16 protein-coding genes are annotated in these 16,266 nt (G+C 67.0%); 12 read left to right on the plus strand and 4 right to left on the minus strand.

The features are described 5' to 3' along the window. Nucleotides 1-4: 4 nt before the first annotated feature. On the plus strand, nucleotides 5-1,150 hold the full coding sequence (locus tag EPL04_RS05175; RefSeq protein ID WP_134670063.1) for a CBS domain-containing protein: 1,146 nt from the start codon (nucleotides 5-7) through the stop codon (nucleotides 1,148-1,150). 11 nt (nucleotides 1,151-1,161) lie between these two features. Here the strand turns inward: EPL04_RS05175 and EPL04_RS05180 are convergent, their stop codons facing one another. Beyond that, nucleotides 1,162-2,160, minus strand: coding sequence for a phosphate uptake regulator PhoU (locus tag EPL04_RS05180; protein WP_134670065.1), 999 nt, complete (start codon nucleotides 2,158-2,160; stop codon nucleotides 1,162-1,164). 273 nt (nucleotides 2,161-2,433) lie between these two features. Here EPL04_RS05180 and EPL04_RS05185 point away from each other — a divergent pair, with 273 nt between their 5' ends. The 5 genes from EPL04_RS05185 to phoU all read left to right on the plus strand — a co-directional run bounded on the left by EPL04_RS05185 (nucleotide 2,434) and on the right by phoU (nucleotide 7,774). After that, on the plus strand, nucleotides 2,434-3,432 hold the full coding sequence (locus EPL04_RS05185) for a PstS family phosphate ABC transporter substrate-binding protein (protein WP_134670067.1): 999 nt from the start codon (nucleotides 2,434-2,436) through the stop codon (nucleotides 3,430-3,432). A gap of 53 nt (nucleotides 3,433-3,485) precedes the next feature. Further along, entirely contained in the window at nucleotides 3,486-4,406 is a 921-nt protein-coding gene (pstC, locus tag EPL04_RS05190; RefSeq protein WP_134670069.1) for a phosphate ABC transporter permease subunit PstC, read from the plus strand. 28 nt (nucleotides 4,407-4,434) lie between these two features. Next, nucleotides 4,435-6,078, plus strand: coding sequence for a phosphate ABC transporter permease PstA (gene pstA, locus EPL04_RS05195; RefSeq protein WP_134670071.1), 1,644 nt, complete (start codon nucleotides 4,435-4,437; stop codon nucleotides 6,076-6,078). 3 nt (nucleotides 6,079-6,081) lie between these two features. Then, a complete protein-coding gene (gene pstB / locus EPL04_RS05200) occupies nucleotides 6,082-6,960 on the plus strand; it encodes a phosphate ABC transporter ATP-binding protein PstB (RefSeq protein WP_134670072.1) in 879 nt (292 codons plus the stop codon). A 136-nt stretch (nucleotides 6,961-7,096) separates the two neighbouring features. Then, nucleotides 7,097-7,774 (plus strand): phosphate signaling complex protein PhoU, encoded by a 678-nt coding sequence (phoU, locus tag EPL04_RS05205; protein WP_134670074.1) that lies wholly within the window; start codon nucleotides 7,097-7,099, stop codon nucleotides 7,772-7,774. Nucleotides 7,775-8,056: 282 nt separating this feature from the next. On the opposite strand, the gene EPL04_RS05210 is transcribed toward phoU, so the two are convergent. Beyond that, nucleotides 8,057-8,806 carry a sensor domain-containing protein gene (locus tag EPL04_RS05210; RefSeq protein WP_134670076.1) on the minus strand — a complete coding sequence of 250 codons (750 nt, stop codon included), beginning with the start codon at nucleotides 8,804-8,806 and terminating at the stop codon, nucleotides 8,057-8,059. Between the two features lie 119 nt (nucleotides 8,807-8,925). Between EPL04_RS05210 and EPL04_RS05215 the strand changes: the two genes are divergently transcribed. The 4 genes from EPL04_RS05215 (at nucleotide 8,926) to EPL04_RS05230 (ending at nucleotide 10,643) form a co-directional block, all read left to right on the plus strand. Continuing rightward, the gene (locus EPL04_RS05215) at nucleotides 8,926-9,321 is read left to right on the plus strand and encodes a helix-turn-helix domain-containing protein (protein WP_134670078.1); all 396 of its coding nucleotides are present in this window, start codon (nucleotides 8,926-8,928) and stop codon (nucleotides 9,319-9,321) included. Next, a complete protein-coding gene (locus EPL04_RS05220) occupies nucleotides 9,318-9,632 on the plus strand; it encodes a hypothetical protein (protein ID WP_134670079.1) in 315 nt (104 codons plus the stop codon). The genes EPL04_RS05215 and EPL04_RS05220 overlap by 4 nt, the downstream gene beginning before the upstream one ends. Next, a complete protein-coding gene (locus tag EPL04_RS05225; RefSeq protein ID WP_134670081.1) occupies nucleotides 9,622-9,888 on the plus strand; it encodes a DUF7521 family protein in 267 nt (88 codons plus the stop codon). The genes EPL04_RS05220 and EPL04_RS05225 overlap by 11 nt, the downstream gene beginning before the upstream one ends. A 92-nt stretch (nucleotides 9,889-9,980) precedes the next feature. Beyond that, a complete protein-coding gene (locus EPL04_RS05230; protein ID WP_134670083.1) occupies nucleotides 9,981-10,643 on the plus strand; it encodes a sensor domain-containing protein in 663 nt (220 codons plus the stop codon). Nucleotides 10,644-10,814: 171 nt separating this feature from the next. Here the strand turns inward: EPL04_RS05230 and EPL04_RS05235 are convergent, their stop codons facing one another. Together EPL04_RS05235 and EPL04_RS05240 are read right to left on the minus strand one after the other, a co-directional pair. Then, a complete protein-coding gene (locus EPL04_RS05235) occupies nucleotides 10,815-11,690 on the minus strand; it encodes a DUF4097 family beta strand repeat-containing protein (protein WP_167599423.1) in 876 nt (291 codons plus the stop codon). Between the two features lie 77 nt (nucleotides 11,691-11,767). Next, nucleotides 11,768-13,993 (minus strand): CDC48 family AAA ATPase, encoded by a 2,226-nt coding sequence (locus EPL04_RS05240; protein WP_134670087.1) that lies wholly within the window; start codon nucleotides 13,991-13,993, stop codon nucleotides 11,768-11,770. A gap of 225 nt (nucleotides 13,994-14,218) precedes the next feature. On the opposite strand from EPL04_RS05240, the gene larC reads away from it, so the two are divergent. Together larC and EPL04_RS05250 are read left to right on the plus strand one after the other, a co-directional pair. After that, nucleotides 14,219-15,589: a nickel pincer cofactor biosynthesis protein LarC gene (larC, locus tag EPL04_RS05245; RefSeq protein ID WP_134670089.1), complete on the plus strand. Its 1,371-nt coding sequence runs from the start codon at nucleotides 14,219-14,221 to the stop codon at nucleotides 15,587-15,589. A gap of 168 nt (nucleotides 15,590-15,757) precedes the next feature. After that, complete coding sequence (locus EPL04_RS05250) at nucleotides 15,758-16,249, plus strand: MOSC domain-containing protein (protein ID WP_134670091.1); 492 nt, start codon at nucleotides 15,758-15,760, stop codon at nucleotides 16,247-16,249. The last annotated feature ends 17 nt before the right edge of the window (nucleotides 16,250-16,266 follow it).

Below are 16,266 nucleotides of genomic sequence, written 5' to 3' on the forward strand. Positions count from 1 at the left end.
CGAGATGGATATCTCCGACATCGCGACCACTGAGTACGTCGAATTAGAGGCCGAATCGAACGTCGGGAAAGCCCGATCGATCTTCGAGGATCAGAACCCCAAAGGAATCATCGTCACGAAGGCCGGCAGCTACGAGGGCGTCGTCACCCAGAAACAGCTCCTCCGATCGCACATCGAGGACCACACGAAGGTCGCGACCCTGACAAAGTCCGCACCCAAAGTCGAACGCACCGACAACGTCCGGGACGTCGCCCGGTCGCTCATCGAGGGCGGCACCAAGGTCGCGCCCGTGTTCGAGTCGGGCAACCTCTGGGGCGTGGTCGACGAGGACCTCATCCTCGAAGCGGTCCTCGAAAACCTCGACACGCTGACCGTCGAGGACATCTACACCGAGAACGTCATCACGATCGACGAGGACGCCACGCTCGGGCAGGCGATTAATCAACTCCGCGAGCACGGTGTCTCGCGGCTCCCGGTCGTCGACGAGGACGGCTTCCTTGCGGGCGTCGTTACGACCCACGACGTGGTCGACTTCGCGACCCGCAACGAACAGCGCATCACCGGCGAGGGCGACCGCGCCGGGGACCTCGACCGGATGCTCGACCTCCCGGTGTACGACGTGATGTCGAGTCCGGTCGAGACGACCACGCTCGGCGAGTCGGTCCGGGACGCGGTCGAGCAGATGCTCGACAACGACTTCGCGGGCCTCGTGGTCACCCCCGAGGACGACGACCGCGTGGTCGGCGGGGTGCTCACCAAGACCGACGTACTGCGCGCGCTGACCTACACCGAAGAGGAGGTGATGGATGTCCAGATCACGAACATCAACCTCCTCGACACCATCGGTCGCGAGGACATCCGGGAGTCGATCGCCGAGATCGCCGACAAGTACCAGCAGATGCAGGTACGCCACGCCCACGTCCGGTTCCACGAGCACAAAGAGAAGCTCCGGGGTACGCCCCTGCTCCAGTGTGCGATCCGGCTGCGGACGAACCGCGGGCAGGTCGCGGGGTCGGGCGAGGGCTACGGCGCCGAACAGGCGTTCAGCGTGGCCCGCGACAAGCTCGAACGTAACGTGCTCGAGATCAAGGGCATCGAGAGCGACCGCGAGTACGAGGGCCAACTCCTCCGAAAACTCGGCGAGCTCTGAGAGGTCGCCGCCTATTCCGGTCGCGGCGCCGCCCGCTGTAACGCGGTCTCCGCGACGTTGCCGCCGTAGTCGCCGCTTCTGGACAGCGAGTCGACGATGAGCCCGAGCAGTTGGGCCTGCTGGGCGTCGAGGTCCCGGATCCGGTCGTCGACCGCCCGGGTGTGTTGGTCCATCTCGCGGACGTGCTCGCGGGCGTCGTTCGCGAGCTCGGTCGCGTCCCGTTCTTCGTCGAGCAACAGCGCGTCCATCGCGGTGTTGACGATCTCGGCGGCGTCGTCGTGGAGGTCGTCGAGTCCGGCCGCCACTTCCTCGGGGATTTCGCCGAGCTGACGGGCGTGCTGGGCCATCTTCGCGGCGTGGTCGGCGATGCGTTCGAGCTGTCGGGCGCTGGAGTGGTAGTCGAAGCAGGTCTCTCGGGAGACCCCGAGCTCCTCGGCGGCCTTCGGCGTCCGAAGGGTCGCCCGGAAGATGCGCGAGACCATAAACCACAGCCGGTCGACGTCGTCGTCGCGCTCGATGACGTCCTCGGCGAGCGAGTCGTCGTTCTCCCGGATCGCGGTCACCGCGTCTTCGAGCATGCTGAGCGCGATGAGTCGCATGCGCGTGACCGCGTTGTGGACCGAAAGCTCCGAGGAGTCGAGCAGGTCCTGGATGACGACGCGGTCGCCGGTCTCCTCGATGACCTCGAGTCCGACGAGGCTCTGGGTCGCGTTCCGGATCGCCTGACGCTGGTCGGCGTCGATGCGCCCCGACTCCAGCACGATGACGTCGAAGCCGCTGACGTACATCGTCATCACGGTCCGGGTGAGGCTCTCGCCTCGGAGGTCGGTGATGTCGAGGGTTCCCTCGGACTTCTCGTCGGAGTCGCGCGAGGTGACGACCAGCGAGTCGTCCTGCGGGTAGAACGCCAGTCGCTCGCCCGCCTCGATCCCGTTCGCGGTCGCCCAGTCTTTCGGAATCGAGACCGTGAACGTCGAACCGCCGGTCACCTGCACCTTTCGGGTCTCCATATCGGGAGAATTAGTAGCACGAGCCATAAATCTACCCGTCTCTATATACTGCTCGCCCGACCGGGATAACTGCCCGATAGGTCGAGCGACCAAACCGACAGATAGCCGGATAAAGCCCGCCAAAACGGACTTCAGTGCCGAGTAACACCTCCCTACTCGCAGGTAGGTCGCGGCATCTCACTCTCGAAAACACCCATGTCATCGTGACTCAACAAAGAACTATATAGAAATCATAGTAGGGTATTTACACGGATCGGCTCCTCCGAGTAAGTGATGACAGAGTCAGGGTTCCTTTCACGGCGGGCGTTTCTGGCGGGTACCGGTGCGACCGGTGCGGCGGCGCTCGCCGGCTGTATCGGCGAGACCGGCGGCTCCGGCGACGACGGCTCAGCGGAGACGACCGAGGGCGGACAGAGCGTCTCGGGCGGTATTACCATCACCGGGAGCAGTACGGTCTACCCCGTGTCGGTCGCGATGGCCGAGGAGTTCGAGAAGGCAAACAGCGAAGTCGACATCTCGGTCGACCCGACCGGGACCGGCGGCGGGTTCGAGAACCACTTCTGTCCGGGGAACTCCGACATCAACGGCGCCTCGCGTCCGATCACGGACGCCGAGGAGGAAAACTGCAACGAGAACGGCGTCGATCCCCGGCAGTTCCAGGTCGCGAGCGACGCACTGACCGTCGTCGTCAACAAGGACGCCACCTGGGTCGACAGCATAACCTTCGAGGAACTCGCACAGATCTGGCGCCCCGACGGGGCACAGCAGTGGAGCGACGTTCGAGACGACTGGCCCGACAAGCCGCTCGAACTGTACGGCCCCGCCTCGACGTCGGGTACGTTCGACTGGTTCACCGAGAACGTCGTCGGCGAGGCCGGCTCACACCGCAGCGACTACGAGGCCACCGAGGACGACAACAACATCGTCGCCGGCGTCGAGGGGTCGCCGAACGCGATGGGCTACCTCGGGTTCGCCTACTACCAGGAGAACAGCGACCGCGTGAAGGCCGTCAGCGTCGCCGAGGGCGACGCTTCGAACGCCGTCGAGCCGACGCTCGAAAACGCCAAGTCCGGCGACTACCCGATGGCCCGCCCGCTGTTCGTCTACCCGGCGGCCGGCTCGATTCAGGAGAAAGACCAGGTGTACGAGTTCCTGAAGTTCTACATCGAGCAGTCCGAGACCGACATCGTCACCGAGATCGGCTACGTCCCCGCGAGCGCTGACCTGCGCGACGACAACCTCGAGACGCTCGAGGAGATCCGCAACGAGTAGCCGCCTGCGGGAAATCACCTACCTTTACCACATCCACCGTGAACAACGAATCGATGAGCGAGGAACCAGCGCGACCGGCGTTCGCGGGCGAGAACCGCACCCGGTCGGCCAAGGAGTCGGCCATCAAGTGGTTCCTGTTCGTGTGCGCGGCGCTGTCGGTGTTCGTGACGCTCGCGATCGTCGCGACGCTGCTGTTCGACGCCATCGAGTTTTTCACCAGAGTTTCGCCGTTGGCGTTTTTCACCGGCACGAACTGGAGCCCCAAGATCGGCGAGGCGTTCGGCGTCCTCCCGCTCGTGACGAACACGCTGGCAGTGACCGCGCTGTCGGCGTTGGTAGCGATTCCCGTCGGGACCGCCTCGGCGGCGTACCTCAGCGAGTACGCGAGCGATCAGGTCCGATCGGTGCTCAAGCCCGCACTGGAAGTTCTCGCGGGCATTCCGACCGTCGTCTACGGCCTGTTCGCGCTCGTGTACGTCACCCCCGCGCTCCAGGCGGTCGGGATCCCGGTCGGGACGTTCAACCTCCTCAGCGCGTCGATCATGGTCGGCGTGATGATCATCCCGATGGTGTCGAGCCTCAGCGAGGACGCGATGAGCGCGGTCCCCGACTCGCTCCGGCAGGGCGCCTACGGGCTCGGCGCGACGAAGTTCGAGGTGACGACGACCGTCGTCGTCCCCGCCGCGGTGTCGGGCATCTTCTCGTCGTTCATCCTCGCGCTGTCCCGGGCGATCGGCGAGACGATGATCGTGGTGGTCGCCGCGGGGATGAGCCCGCAGTTGGTTCCGAGCCCGTTCGGCTCGATCCAGCCGATGACCTCCGCGATGGTCCAGCTCGCGACCAGCGACCTCGCGGGCGGAACCGCCGCCTACTACGCGCTGTTCGCGATCGGGCTCACGCTGTTCGTCATCACGTTCTCGATGAACGTGGCGAGCAACTGGGTGGCGTCGCGCTACCGGGAGGAGTACGAATGATCGACGCGACTACCGAGGTGATTCGATAATGGCGACCGAGCGTTCGACCCGCGACGGATCGTGGTACGGCGACGGTGAGGGAGTGAACCAGCTTCGCGGACAGCTGTTCAAGTGGGGCTGTCTGGGCGCGATGCTGTTCGGCATCGTGATGGTGTTCGTGTTGCTCGCGTACGTCGCGATCGACGCGATCCGGCCGCTCACCGCCGATCCCGGGTGGCATCTCACCTTCTTCCTCACGCTGGTCGCGCCGACGAGCGCGCTTCTTGGCTACTACGGCTTGCGGGACCGACGATCGGGCCTCGTGGGCGCGATCGCGACCGCGTTGCCGGCGTTCTGTCTGCTGGTCGGGGCCGGCATCTCGCTCCTGCTCGTCGACGTGTTCCGGCCCATCGAGTGGTTCGGAACCGCGGTCGCGCTGGTGGTCGCGGTCGGCGTCGTCTACGTCCACCGGCGGCTCCGGACCGAGCCGGCGGCGTTCGAACGTCCGATCGTCACCGTCGGGGCGCTGGTTCTCGCGGTCGTCGGCGTTCCCGGTGTGGTGCCCAGCCTGAGCCAACTGTTCCGGAACGCCCCGATCGCGCTCAACCCCGCGACGATGTTGCTCTACTCGTTTGCGGTCCCGGTCGCGATTCTGACCGGCCTCGCGATCGCCCGGCGCCGCGAGAGTCGGCGCGACGGTCTGATCGCGGCGGCGCTCACGGTGGTCGGCGGCGTCCTCGCCGTGATCGCGGCGCCGGCGGTCGGGATCGACGACTACCTGCTGATCGTGCTCAGTCTGTCTATCGCGGCGCCGACCGCCGTCTACGTCGAGGGCGTGGTCAGAGAGCGCGACCACCTCGTCGGCCTCGCGCTACCGATCGTCGCGTACGTCGGGACGTTTCTCGGCGCGGCGCTCGTCGAAGCCTACGGGTTCGCCGGGCCGGAGGCGTGGCTCGACTGGCAGTTCCTCACCAGCGCTCACTCGCGGTTTCCACAGGAAGCTGGCATCTACCCCGCGCTCGTCGGCTCGATCATGATGATGCTGGTCATCGTCGTCTCGGCGTTCCCGGTCGGGGTCGCGGCCGCGGTGTACCTCGAAGAGTACGCGCCCGACTCCGGTACGGTCGGTCGCGTAGTGGGGCTCATCGAGATGAACATCGCCAACCTCGCCGGGGTCCCGTCGGTCGTCTACGGCCTGCTCGGACTCGCGCTGTTCATCCGGTACGCCGACATGAACACGGGATCGGTCATCGTCGGGGGACTCACGGTCGGCCTACTCATTCTGCCGATCGTCATCATCTCCTCCCAAGAGGCGATCCGGGCGGTGCCGAACTCGATGCGACAGGCGTCCTACGGGATGGGTGCGACCAAGTGGCAGACGGTCCGGAACGTGGTGCTCCCCGAGTCGATCCCGGGCATCCTGACCGGCACCATCCTCGCGTTCGGTCGAGCCATCGGCGAGACCGCGCCGCTGTTGATGATCGGCGCCGCGGCGGTCGTGTTCAGCCCGCCGGGCTCGTTCGCCGAGAAGTTCAGCGCGATGCCGCGCCAGATCTTCGCGTGGTCTCACGAGCCGAGCGCGGAGTTCCGGTACGGCGTCCTCGCGGCCGGCGTCGTTACGTTGCTGGTCGTACTGCTGTCGATGAACGCCGCGGCGATACTCATCCGGAACCGCTATCAACGGAGGTCATAAAATATGAGCAACGAGAACATGACGGCTCCAAACCCCGAGACAGAGGCTGAGAACGACGACGATGCGGTCTCGCCGACGCCGGGGTCCGGAGCGGTCGACGCCGGCGACCCCGAGACGGCGACCGCGTCGAGTCGGACGGTCATCGAGTCGCGCGACCTCGACGTCTACTACGGCGAGACGCAGGCGCTCGACGACGTGAGCATCCGGATCCCCGAAAAGCAGGTGACCGCGATGATCGGCCCCTCGGGCTGTGGGAAGTCGACGTTCCTCCGGTGTATCAACCGGATGAACGACCTCATCGACGCCGCCCGGATCGAGGGCGACCTGCTGTTTCAGGACAAGAACGTCTACGACGACGACGTCGACCCGGTCGCGCTCCGGCGACGCATCGGGATGGTGTTCCAACAGCCCAACCCGTTCCCAAAGAGCATCTACGACAACGTCGCCTACGGGCTCCGACTCCAGAACAAGACCGAGAACCTCGACGAGAAGGTCGAGCAAGCCCTGAAGGGCGCCGCGCTCTGGGACGAAGTGAAAGACCAGCTCGACGAGTCGGGACTGGATCTGTCGGGCGGTCAGCAACAGCGCCTCTGCATCGCGCGAGCCATCGCGGTCGACCCGGAAGTCATCCTGATGGACGAGCCCGCGAGCGCGCTCGACCCGGTCGCGACCTCCCAGATCGAGGATCTGATCGACGAACTCGCCGAGGACTACACGGTCGTGATCGTCACCCACAACATGCAACAGGCCGCCCGTATCTCGGACAAGACCGCCGTGTTCCTCACCGGCGGCGAACTCGTGGAGTTCGACGACACCCAGAAGATCTTCGAGAACCCCGAACACCAGCGGGTCGAAGACTACATCACCGGGAAGTTCGGATAGACCCGTTTGCCGCCGGCACGCTCGGGGGTTCTCGGTTCGCTCGCCCAACGGGTTGGCGGCGTGACCGGCCGATCGCCATTGGTAGTCGACGTAGCGCAGGGAAAACTACAACACGAAGACACGCGACACTCGAACCATGCCACGAAAGGATTATCAACAGCAACTCACGGAGCTCCGCGAGAACGTCCTCTACATGAGCGAGGTCGTCATGGAGCGACTCCGGATGGGACTCGACGCCTTAGAACAGAAAGACGACGAGCTCGCGTGGGAGGTCATCGAGGGCGACGACGAGGTCAACGAGCTCTACCTCGAACTCGAACAGGAGTGTATCAACCTGCTCGCGCTCCAGCAGCCGGTCGCCAGCGACCTCCGGACGATCGCGGCTTCGTTCAAGATCATCACCGACCTCGAACGCATCGGCGACCTCGCCACCAACCTCGGCGACTACTCGTTACAGGCCGATCAGGACGTGTTCCCCGAGGTCGACATTCAGGAGCTCGGATCGCTCACCCTCGACATGATCGAGGACGCGATGATGGCCTACGACGAGGAGGACACAGACGGCTGTTACGAGATCGCCGAGCGCGACGACGACCTCGACGCGCGTTGCGAACGGGCGAGCGAACTCGTCGTGCGCGACCTCATCGAGACCGAACTCGAGGAGAACACCGAAGAAGAAGTCGAGACGCTCCTCCAAGACGTCTCGCGGCTCCTGTTGACGGTCAGGGACCTCGAACGCATCGGCGACCACGCGGTCAACATCGCGGCCCGCACCCTCTACATGGTCGAGAACGACGACGAGCTCATCTACTAGAGCCTTTTCGTGCGGGTGCGCCGGAAGGCAAACCGCGTCTTCCGAGTCTTGGCTCGCTTCGATCGCCAAGACGCCCCGAGAGACACACCTTGCAAAGCGTTCATGAAAACGCGTCGTCACCCCCTCAGGCGGCCTACGGTCGCCTTCGAGGATTCCTCGGTCCGCTCGCTCGGACTCCGGCCTCGCTCGCGGTACCACTGCTCGAACTCCCAGAGAGACACGACTGCGTGAACGCCGCGAGAGACAAATTTCAACGACACCGGGAACTCCGGCGACGCTACTTCACGCGTCGGACACCGCCCACTCGCCCGTGCTCGACCCGAGCATGACCTTGGTGTACCACCCCGAGAGGCGCGCGAGCCCGTTGAGCAGGTGGAGCGACGCCACGCCGAGCAGGACGCCGCCGCCGGCGACCGCGAGCGCCTCCGAGAGGGTCGTGACCTGCCACGACCCCACGCTGACGACCGTCTCGACGCCGACGAGGATCTGTCGCCACGCCACGTACAGCGACGGGTGGAACTCGATCGGCGCGTCGGTCACGACGCCGACGTACACGCCCGGTTGCTGGTAGACGAACGGGACCGCGAGCAGACTCGTCGCGGTGACCAGCAGGGTGGTGACAACGACGAACGAGACCACGCCGATGACGAACTTCGAGCCGAGGTAGACGAGCGCCTTCCACGTCCCGACGTCGATCACGAGTCGCTTTGCGCGCTCGATCAGCGACTCCGGCGTCGGCCCACTGGCGGTCTCGATGTGGACCCCGAGCAGCAGCGTCGCCAGTTCGCGCTCGACGGCCGCCAGACCGGTCGAGACGGCGAGAACCGCGAGCAGTATCGGGATGCCGATCACCGTGATCGCCAGTCCGACTCCCAGCGACAGCCCGATCGAGAGGAACACGAAGTAGACGAGCCCGAGCGGGAACGCCAGGACGAGATACAGCAGGTTCCGGTAGGTCTGAAGCCGGAGCGGGACGCCAAAGACCGACCGGAGGCTGTCGGTGACACTCGCCGAGCGGCGGTTCGATGCCATCGCAACTGGCCGAACAGTCACGCCCGATTACAATAAGTATTGCGCTGGGTCGCCGAGCCAGCGAGTCCCGGTGAGCTTTAACTGTCGGCCGTTCGAACGACTCGACGGACGGAGATGGAATGGCCGCCCGAGGACACCGGTCTGGGCCCGCGCGGCGACGGGAGGTCGCCACCGTGAGCGACGCCGCCACCGCGGTGTTCGACCTGCTCGACGACGAGTACGCCCGGGCCATCCTGATCGAGACTTACGACGAGGCGCTGTCAGCCGAGGCGCTGGCTGAGGCCTGCGACGCGTCGCCGTCGACCATCTACCGGCGGATCGAGCGACTCGAAGACCAGCGGCTCCTCGACGCCGAACAGCGCCTCGATCCCGACGGCCACCACTACAAGGTGTACGGCACGAACCTCCAGCGGGTCACGGTCGAACTCACCGCCGAAGGGTTCGAACTCGACGTCGACCGGGCGGAGGACCCGGCCGACCGGTTCACCCGGCTCTACGAGGGGTTCAAAGGATGATCGGGGTCGTACTCCAGACCGCGGTCGGCGGCTCGGAGACGGTCGTCGTGCTCGCGCTCGCGGGTCTCTTGCTCGCGACGGGCCTGTCGGCGCTCGTGGTCGCGAAGCTGATCCGGGGCTACCGCCGGAACGGCACCCGACTCATGCTGTATCTCGGGGCCGGCCTCGGCCTGCTGGTGACCGCGCCGATGGTCCTCCGGCTCGTGCTGTCGAACCTCGTGGTCGTCTCGCCCGCCACCCGGTCGCTCGCCACGGCCGGGCTCGAACTGCTCGGCCTCGCGGCCATCCTGTACGCAATCTATGACCCCTGATTACGTCACCCTCGCGTCGGCGCTGACCGCGGCCCTCGGGCTGGTAGTCACGTATCAGGCCGCCCGGGGGTACCGGCGCCACGCCAGCGAGGCGATGGGCCTGCTCGCGGTCGGCGTGGCGTGTTTCACGGCGATTCCGTTCGTTCTCACCGAACTGTTCGCGCCCGCGCTGGCGTGGTCCGACGGCCTGACGCTTTTGTCGGTCGTCACGGCCTACAACGTGGGGCTGATCGCGATCCTCTACTCGCTTCGATAACCACACTAAACTCTTTCGCCGAGTCGCTCGGCGGGCGACCGCCGACCCCGGTTTATGGATTCGGCTCGCATAGTCACAATCGAGGTGACACGATGACGACTTCGCTCAGGGACGCCGCGGTCGCGTTCGTCGGCGTCCCCGCACGGCCCCAGACGTATCGGAACCTGCTGTACCTCGTCCTGGCGTTCCCGCTCGGGCTCGGGTACTTCCTCGTGCTCGCGACGGGGTTCTCGCTGGGGACGGGGCTCGCGATCACGGTGGTCGGCGTCCCGATCCTGCTGGCGACGCTGGCCGCCGCCCGACTGCTCGCGAACGTCGAGGCCGAGCTCGCGAACCGACTGCTCGGGGTCGAGGCCGCCAGCGCGGCGCTCGACACCTCCGACGGCGCCCTCGCGGTCGCCAACCGGCTCGCGACCGAGCCCCGGACGTGGCTCGGCGTGGTGTATCTCGCCGGGAAGTTCGCGTTCGGCGTCGCCGCGTTCGTCGCCCTCACCGCCGCGCTGTCTGTTTCGGCGTCGCTGCTCGCCGCCCCGCTGACCTACTCGTCGTCCTACCACGTCGGCGCCCGGTTCGGGACCCTCTCGGTCGGGCCGTTCGAGTCGGGCGCGCTCGCCGTCGACGCTCTCCCCGAGGCGGTGGGCGTCGCACTCGTCGGCGCGTTCGTCGCGCTCGTCTCGCTCCACCTCCTCAACGGGCTCGCGCGCGCCTCGGGGCTCGCCGCCGAGGCGCTGTTGGGCCCTTCGACGACGAAGTGAGCGTCCCGATCCCGCTGGCGCGTTCGACCCCCATCCCGCTGACGCGGTCGACTCTCCTTTCTGCCGGCCAACTCGGTCCGGTGTGCCGCCGGCTGACGCGACATCACACACGTCGGCGGTGACGGTACTCGGTCCGAAAAACAGCGCTCGAAAGCGTCGGTCGCGATCGGCTCAGTCCAGCGCGGTCACCGACACGTCGCCGTTGTCCGAGCGCAGTCGTAACTCGGCGTCGGCGTCTTCGGGGCCCGCCTCGGCGTACTCGTCGGTCCGCGTCGCGACGTCGAACGGTCCGTCGATCGATACGTCGCCGCGGTCGGTCCGGAGCACCAGTCGGGCGTCGACGTCGGGCGAGACCGCCGCCTCGACGTCGCCGTTATCGGTTTCGACGCTCGTGTCGCCCCGGACCGAAGGGATCTCGACGTCGACGTCGCCGTTTTCCGAGGAAGCGCCGTCGAGGCCGCCGACGTTCCGAGCGACGGCGTCGCCGTTCTCGGTCTGGGCGGTGACGTATCCCGAGATATCCCGTGCCTCGGCGTCGCCGTTGTCGGTCTGGACGGTGACCTCGCCGTCGACGTTTCGCGCGACGGCGTCGCCGTTCCGGGACTCGACGGTCGCGTCGCCGGTCACGCCACGGACGTCGGCGTCGCCGTTGCGCGTCCGGACGGCGTCGACGGTCACGCCGTCGGGGATGTCGGCGGTCACGTCGACGGCGGGCGTGCCCTGGAACCACGAACCGTCGTCGTCGGTTCGGGCTTCGACGCGGACGGTGTCGCCGTCCCTGCCGACGTCGACGCTCGCGTCCGAGAGGTCGGCGAACACCGAGCCGGACTTCTTGACGGTTTCGAGCCGCGGCGACCCCGATCGGACGGTCACGTCGCCGTTGTCGGCGTCGATCGCGAGCGAGTTGCCGTCGCCCACGTCGAACTCGTGGGTCTCTTCGAGGCGCTTGCCGACGAACGGCGTCGCGCCGGTACAGCCCGACAGGCCGACCAGCGCGGCGCTCGCGCCGGCCGCCAGAAATCGGCGTCGATCGGTTGTTCTGGTCATGTACATCGACCTACACGGGGAGACACCTTAAAATCGGAAACGCGGTCGCCGGCCGAGCGAACGACCCGAAGAGTTATTTACTGGAAGCCGATGCGTCCGCCCCGACGACCCTCGCTGGGGCCGGACGAGCCGCCCTTGAACTCTTCTTCCATCTGGTCGTAGTAGTCGAGCAGGTCCTCGGTGATGGTCGGCCGGACGTTGTCCATCGCCTGCCGGAAGTGACTCATCCCGACCTCGGTGGCGTCGTCGTCCTCGCGGAGCGCCTCGATCGCCGCCTCCCGGGCGATCGATTCGAGGTCGCTCCCCACGTAGCCGTCGGTGATCTCGGCGAGCTCGCGCAGGCTCACGTCGGGCGACAGCGGCGTGTCGTCCGTGTGGATCTTCAGGATCTGCTCGCGGCCCTCCTCGTCGGGCTGGCCGATCATCACGAGCCGATCGAACCGCCCCGACCGGATCAGCGCGGGGTCGATCATGTCCGGACGGTTGGTCGCGCCGATGACCATCACGTCGCCTTTCTCTTCGAGGCCGTCGAGCTCGGTCAACAGCTGATTGACCACGCGCTCGGAGACGTTCGAGCCCATCTCCTGGCTCCGGGAGGGCGCGAGGCTGTCGAGCTCGTCGAAGAAGATGACGGTCGGGGAGACCTGCCGGGCCTTCCGGAACGTCTGGCGGATCGCCTTCTCGGACTCGCCGACCCACTTCGAGAGGAGCTGGGGCCCCCGGACCGAGATGAAGTTGGCGTTGGTCTCGTTGGCGACCGCCTTCGCCATCAGGGTCTTGCCAGTCCCGGGCGGCCCGTAGAGCAACACGCCGCTGGGCGGGGAGATGCCCATCCGCCTGAACTTCTGGGGCGAGGAGAGGGGCCACTCGACGCTCTCTTTGACCTGCTGTTTGGCGTCTTCGAGCCCGCCGACGTCGTCCCACGACACCTTCGGAAGCTCGACGAGCACCTCCCGCATCGCCGAGGGCTCGACCTCGTTGAGCGCGCCGTTGAAGTCCTGGCGCTTGACGATCATCCGGTCGATGAGACTCGGCGGGATGTCCTCCTCGTCGAGGTCGATCTCGGGGAGGTAGCGCCGAAGCGCCTTCATCGCCGCCTCCTTGGTCAGACTCTCGATGTCCGCGCCCACGAACCCGTGGGTGTCGTTGGCGAGCGAGTCGAGCGCCACGTCGTCGGAGAGGGGCATCCCCCGGGTGTGGATCTGGAGGATCTCCTCGCGGCCCGTCTCGTCGGGCACGCCGATCTCGATCTCGCGGTCGAACCGGCCCGGGCGCCGCAGTGCGGGGTCGACCGAGTCGACGCGGTTGGTCGCCGCGATGACGATGACCTGCCCGCGGGATTCGAGCCCGTCCATCATCGTCAGCAGTTGGGCGACCACGCGGCGTTCGACCTCGCCGGTCACGTCCTCGCGCTTGGGGGCGATGGAGTCGAGCTCGTCGATGAAGATGATCGACGGCGACTCCTCGGTGGCGTCCTCGAAGATCTCTCTGAGTTGCTGTTCGGACTCGCCGTAGTATTTCGAGATGATCTCGGGGCCCGCGATCGAGAAGAAGCTCGCGGACGTCTCGTTGGCGACCGCCTTCGCCAGCAGGGTCTTGCCCGTACCCGGCGGGCCGTGGAGCAGGACCCCTTGGGGCGGCTCGATCCCGAGCTTCTTGAAGATCTGGGGGTGTTTCATCGGGAGCTCGACCATCTCCCGAACGCGCTGAATCTCGTTTTCGAGCCCGCCGATGTCCTCGTAGGTGATGCCGCCCCCGGTCTTCTCGAAGCCGCTGATCGGCTCCTCGCGGAGTTCGACCTCGGTGTCCTCGGTGATGAGACAGACTCCGTCTGGCTCGGTCTCGACCGCGATGAGCGGGATCGCCTGTCCGGGCGACCGCATGAACGGGTGGTTGGTCGATGACATCACGGGGACGATGTCGCGTTCGACCACCGGGCGCTTGAGGATCTGGCGCTTGACCATCCCGGCCGCGTCGGAGCCGAACTGGACGCTGGCCTCCTCGGGCGGGGCCAACACGAGCTTGTCGGCCTTCTCGGCGTCGGCCTTCCGGATCTCGACGCGCTCGCCGATTCCCACGTCGGCGTTCTGGCGGGTGAACCCGTCGATCCGGACCGTGTCGGTGTTCCAGTCCTGCCGGTCGGCGCGCCACACCTTCGCCGCGGTGGTGTCGCCGCCTTCGATCTCGATGATGTCGCCCGGGCTCAGCTTCAGGTGAAGCAGCGTGTCCGGGTCGAGGCGGGCGATGCCGCGGCCCGAGTCGTTCGGGTACGCCTTCGCCACTTCTAGTTGGACTTCATTCATGATTGGGAGACGCGAAGATTGTTTCTGGATCCGCGCCCGTGAGGGATAAGTCCTTTGCTGTCGGGAATATCGGCCGTCGCGCGGGGACGACGGGCCGAAGCGGTCGAGTTCATACTATGCGGTAAGATACGATTTCGCGCTACAAAGCCGTTTGGTGTGGGGCCGTCTCTCGGGCGGCGCCCGACAACCCCGGTCTTTTTCGCCGCGAGCGCCCCACGTCTCGGCATGAAGACGCTCGCATTCGACGGCGGAATGGGCGCCAGCGGCGACATGATACTCGCCGCCCTGCTCGCGGCCGGCGCGGACCGCGATGCGCTCGCGCCCGTCGAGGAAGCGCTGGACGTCCGGTACGAGGTGACCCCGACCGAGAAGAACGGGATCTCGGCGACGGGCGTCGCCGTCCTGCTAGACGGCGGCGAGGGCCGCGAACGCGCCGGAAACGGACACGTAGACGAGGACGACCATCGCGACCACGACCACGACCACGACCACGACCACGACCACGACCACGACCACGACCACGACCACGACCACGACCACGACCACGACCACGACCACGACCACGACCACGACCACGACCACGCGGAGGGGGCCGGCCCGCTCCGGACCTACCCGGGGGTCGTCGAGATCGTCGAGTCGATGGCTCTCTCGGACGGCGTCGAGGCCGACGCGCTCGCGGTCTTCGAGCGCCTCGGAGAGGCGGAGGCGAGCGTCCACGGCACCGACCTCGACTCGACGCACTTCCACGAGGTCGGGGCCGACGACGCCATCGCGGACGTGGTCGGCGCGGCGCTACTCCTCGAGGACCTCGATCCGGATCGAGTGGTCGCGACGCCGCTGTCGACCGGCGGCGGCACCGTCGAGATGAGCCACGGCGCCTACCCGGTGCCGACGCCCGCCGTGGTCGAGATCGCCGAGCGCGCCGACTGGTCGCTCCGGGGCGGCCCGGTCGAGGCCGAACTGCTCACGCCGACGGGCGCGGCCGTTCTCGCGCACTTCGCGGAGGGCGTCGGCGAACTCCCGTCGCTCCGGATCGACTCGTCGGGCTACGGCGCGGGCGGGTACGACTTCCCCGAGCATCCGAACGTGCTCCGGGCGCTGGTGGGCGAGAGCGACGCCGAGCGCGGCGGCCGACTCGTCCGCGACGACGTGGCGGTGCTCGAAACGAACCTCGACGACGCCCCGCCCGAGATTCTCGGCGGCCTCCAGGAGTCGCTCGCCGAGGCCGGCGCACGCGACGTCTCGATCGTCCCGCTGACGATGAAGAAGTCCCGGCCGGGTCACCTCGTGAAGGTCGTCTGCAAGCCGGCGGACGCCGAACGGGTCGCGCGGCGACTCGCCGAGGAGACCGGCACGCTCGGCGTCCGACAGGCCGGGGCGACCCACCGGTGGATCGCCCGCCGGGAGATCGAGTCGGTCGCGGTCGAGATCGACGGCGAACGGTACGCGGTCGACGTGAAGATCGCCAGCGACGACGACGGCGCGGTGTACGACGTGAGCGCCGAGTACGACGACTGTGCCGCGGTCGCGCGAGAGGCAGACGCGCCGGTGCGCGAGGTGATGCGTCGGGCCGAGAGCGCCGCGAACCGGCGGTAGGGGGACGACGCCGCCGTCGCGCGGTTCCGTCGGCGAAACGACGAGACCGACGGAGCGTGACTCTCTTGACAGTCGACCGAACCCTCGGCCCCCGTGTGAGTCTGCCGTAGACGCGGCGGGGTCGCCGACACCCGGAGGTTTATACGCTCATCAGACAGCGTAGTACGCATGACCGAAAGCGGCACCGTCGAACGGATTTTCACCGCGCCCGAGGCCGAGGCGGAGATGGAAGAACGGACCGACGTCGAGGCGATCGCCGGGAGCGGACTCCGGGGCGACCGCTACTTTCGCGAGATCGAGACGGGGACTTTCGTCGAGTGGGACGCCGACGAGGACCGCCACGACGGGTACGACCTCACGCTGATCGAGCGAGAGGCCGTTACGGCGATCGAACGCGAGGCGGGTATCGAACTCGCGCCCGGGGAACACCGACGGAACGTCGAGACCCGAGAAGTCGCTCTCAATCATCTCGTCGGTCGCCGATTCCGAGTCGGTGACGCCGTCTGCCGAGGGGATCGGTTGTGCGAACCGTGCGCTCACCTCCAGCGGATCACCCAAGACGGCGTGTTGCAGGCGCTCGCTCACCGGGGCGGGCTCCGAGCCGACGTTCTCGAAGACGGGACGATCCGCCCCGGCGACGCCATCGAACCGCTTGACTGATCCGTCCCCGTCCGGCC

Source organism: Halorussus marinus, from assembly GCF_004521895.1.
Taxonomy (GTDB): Archaea; Halobacteriota; Halobacteria; order Halobacteriales; family Haladaptataceae; genus Halorussus; species Halorussus marinus.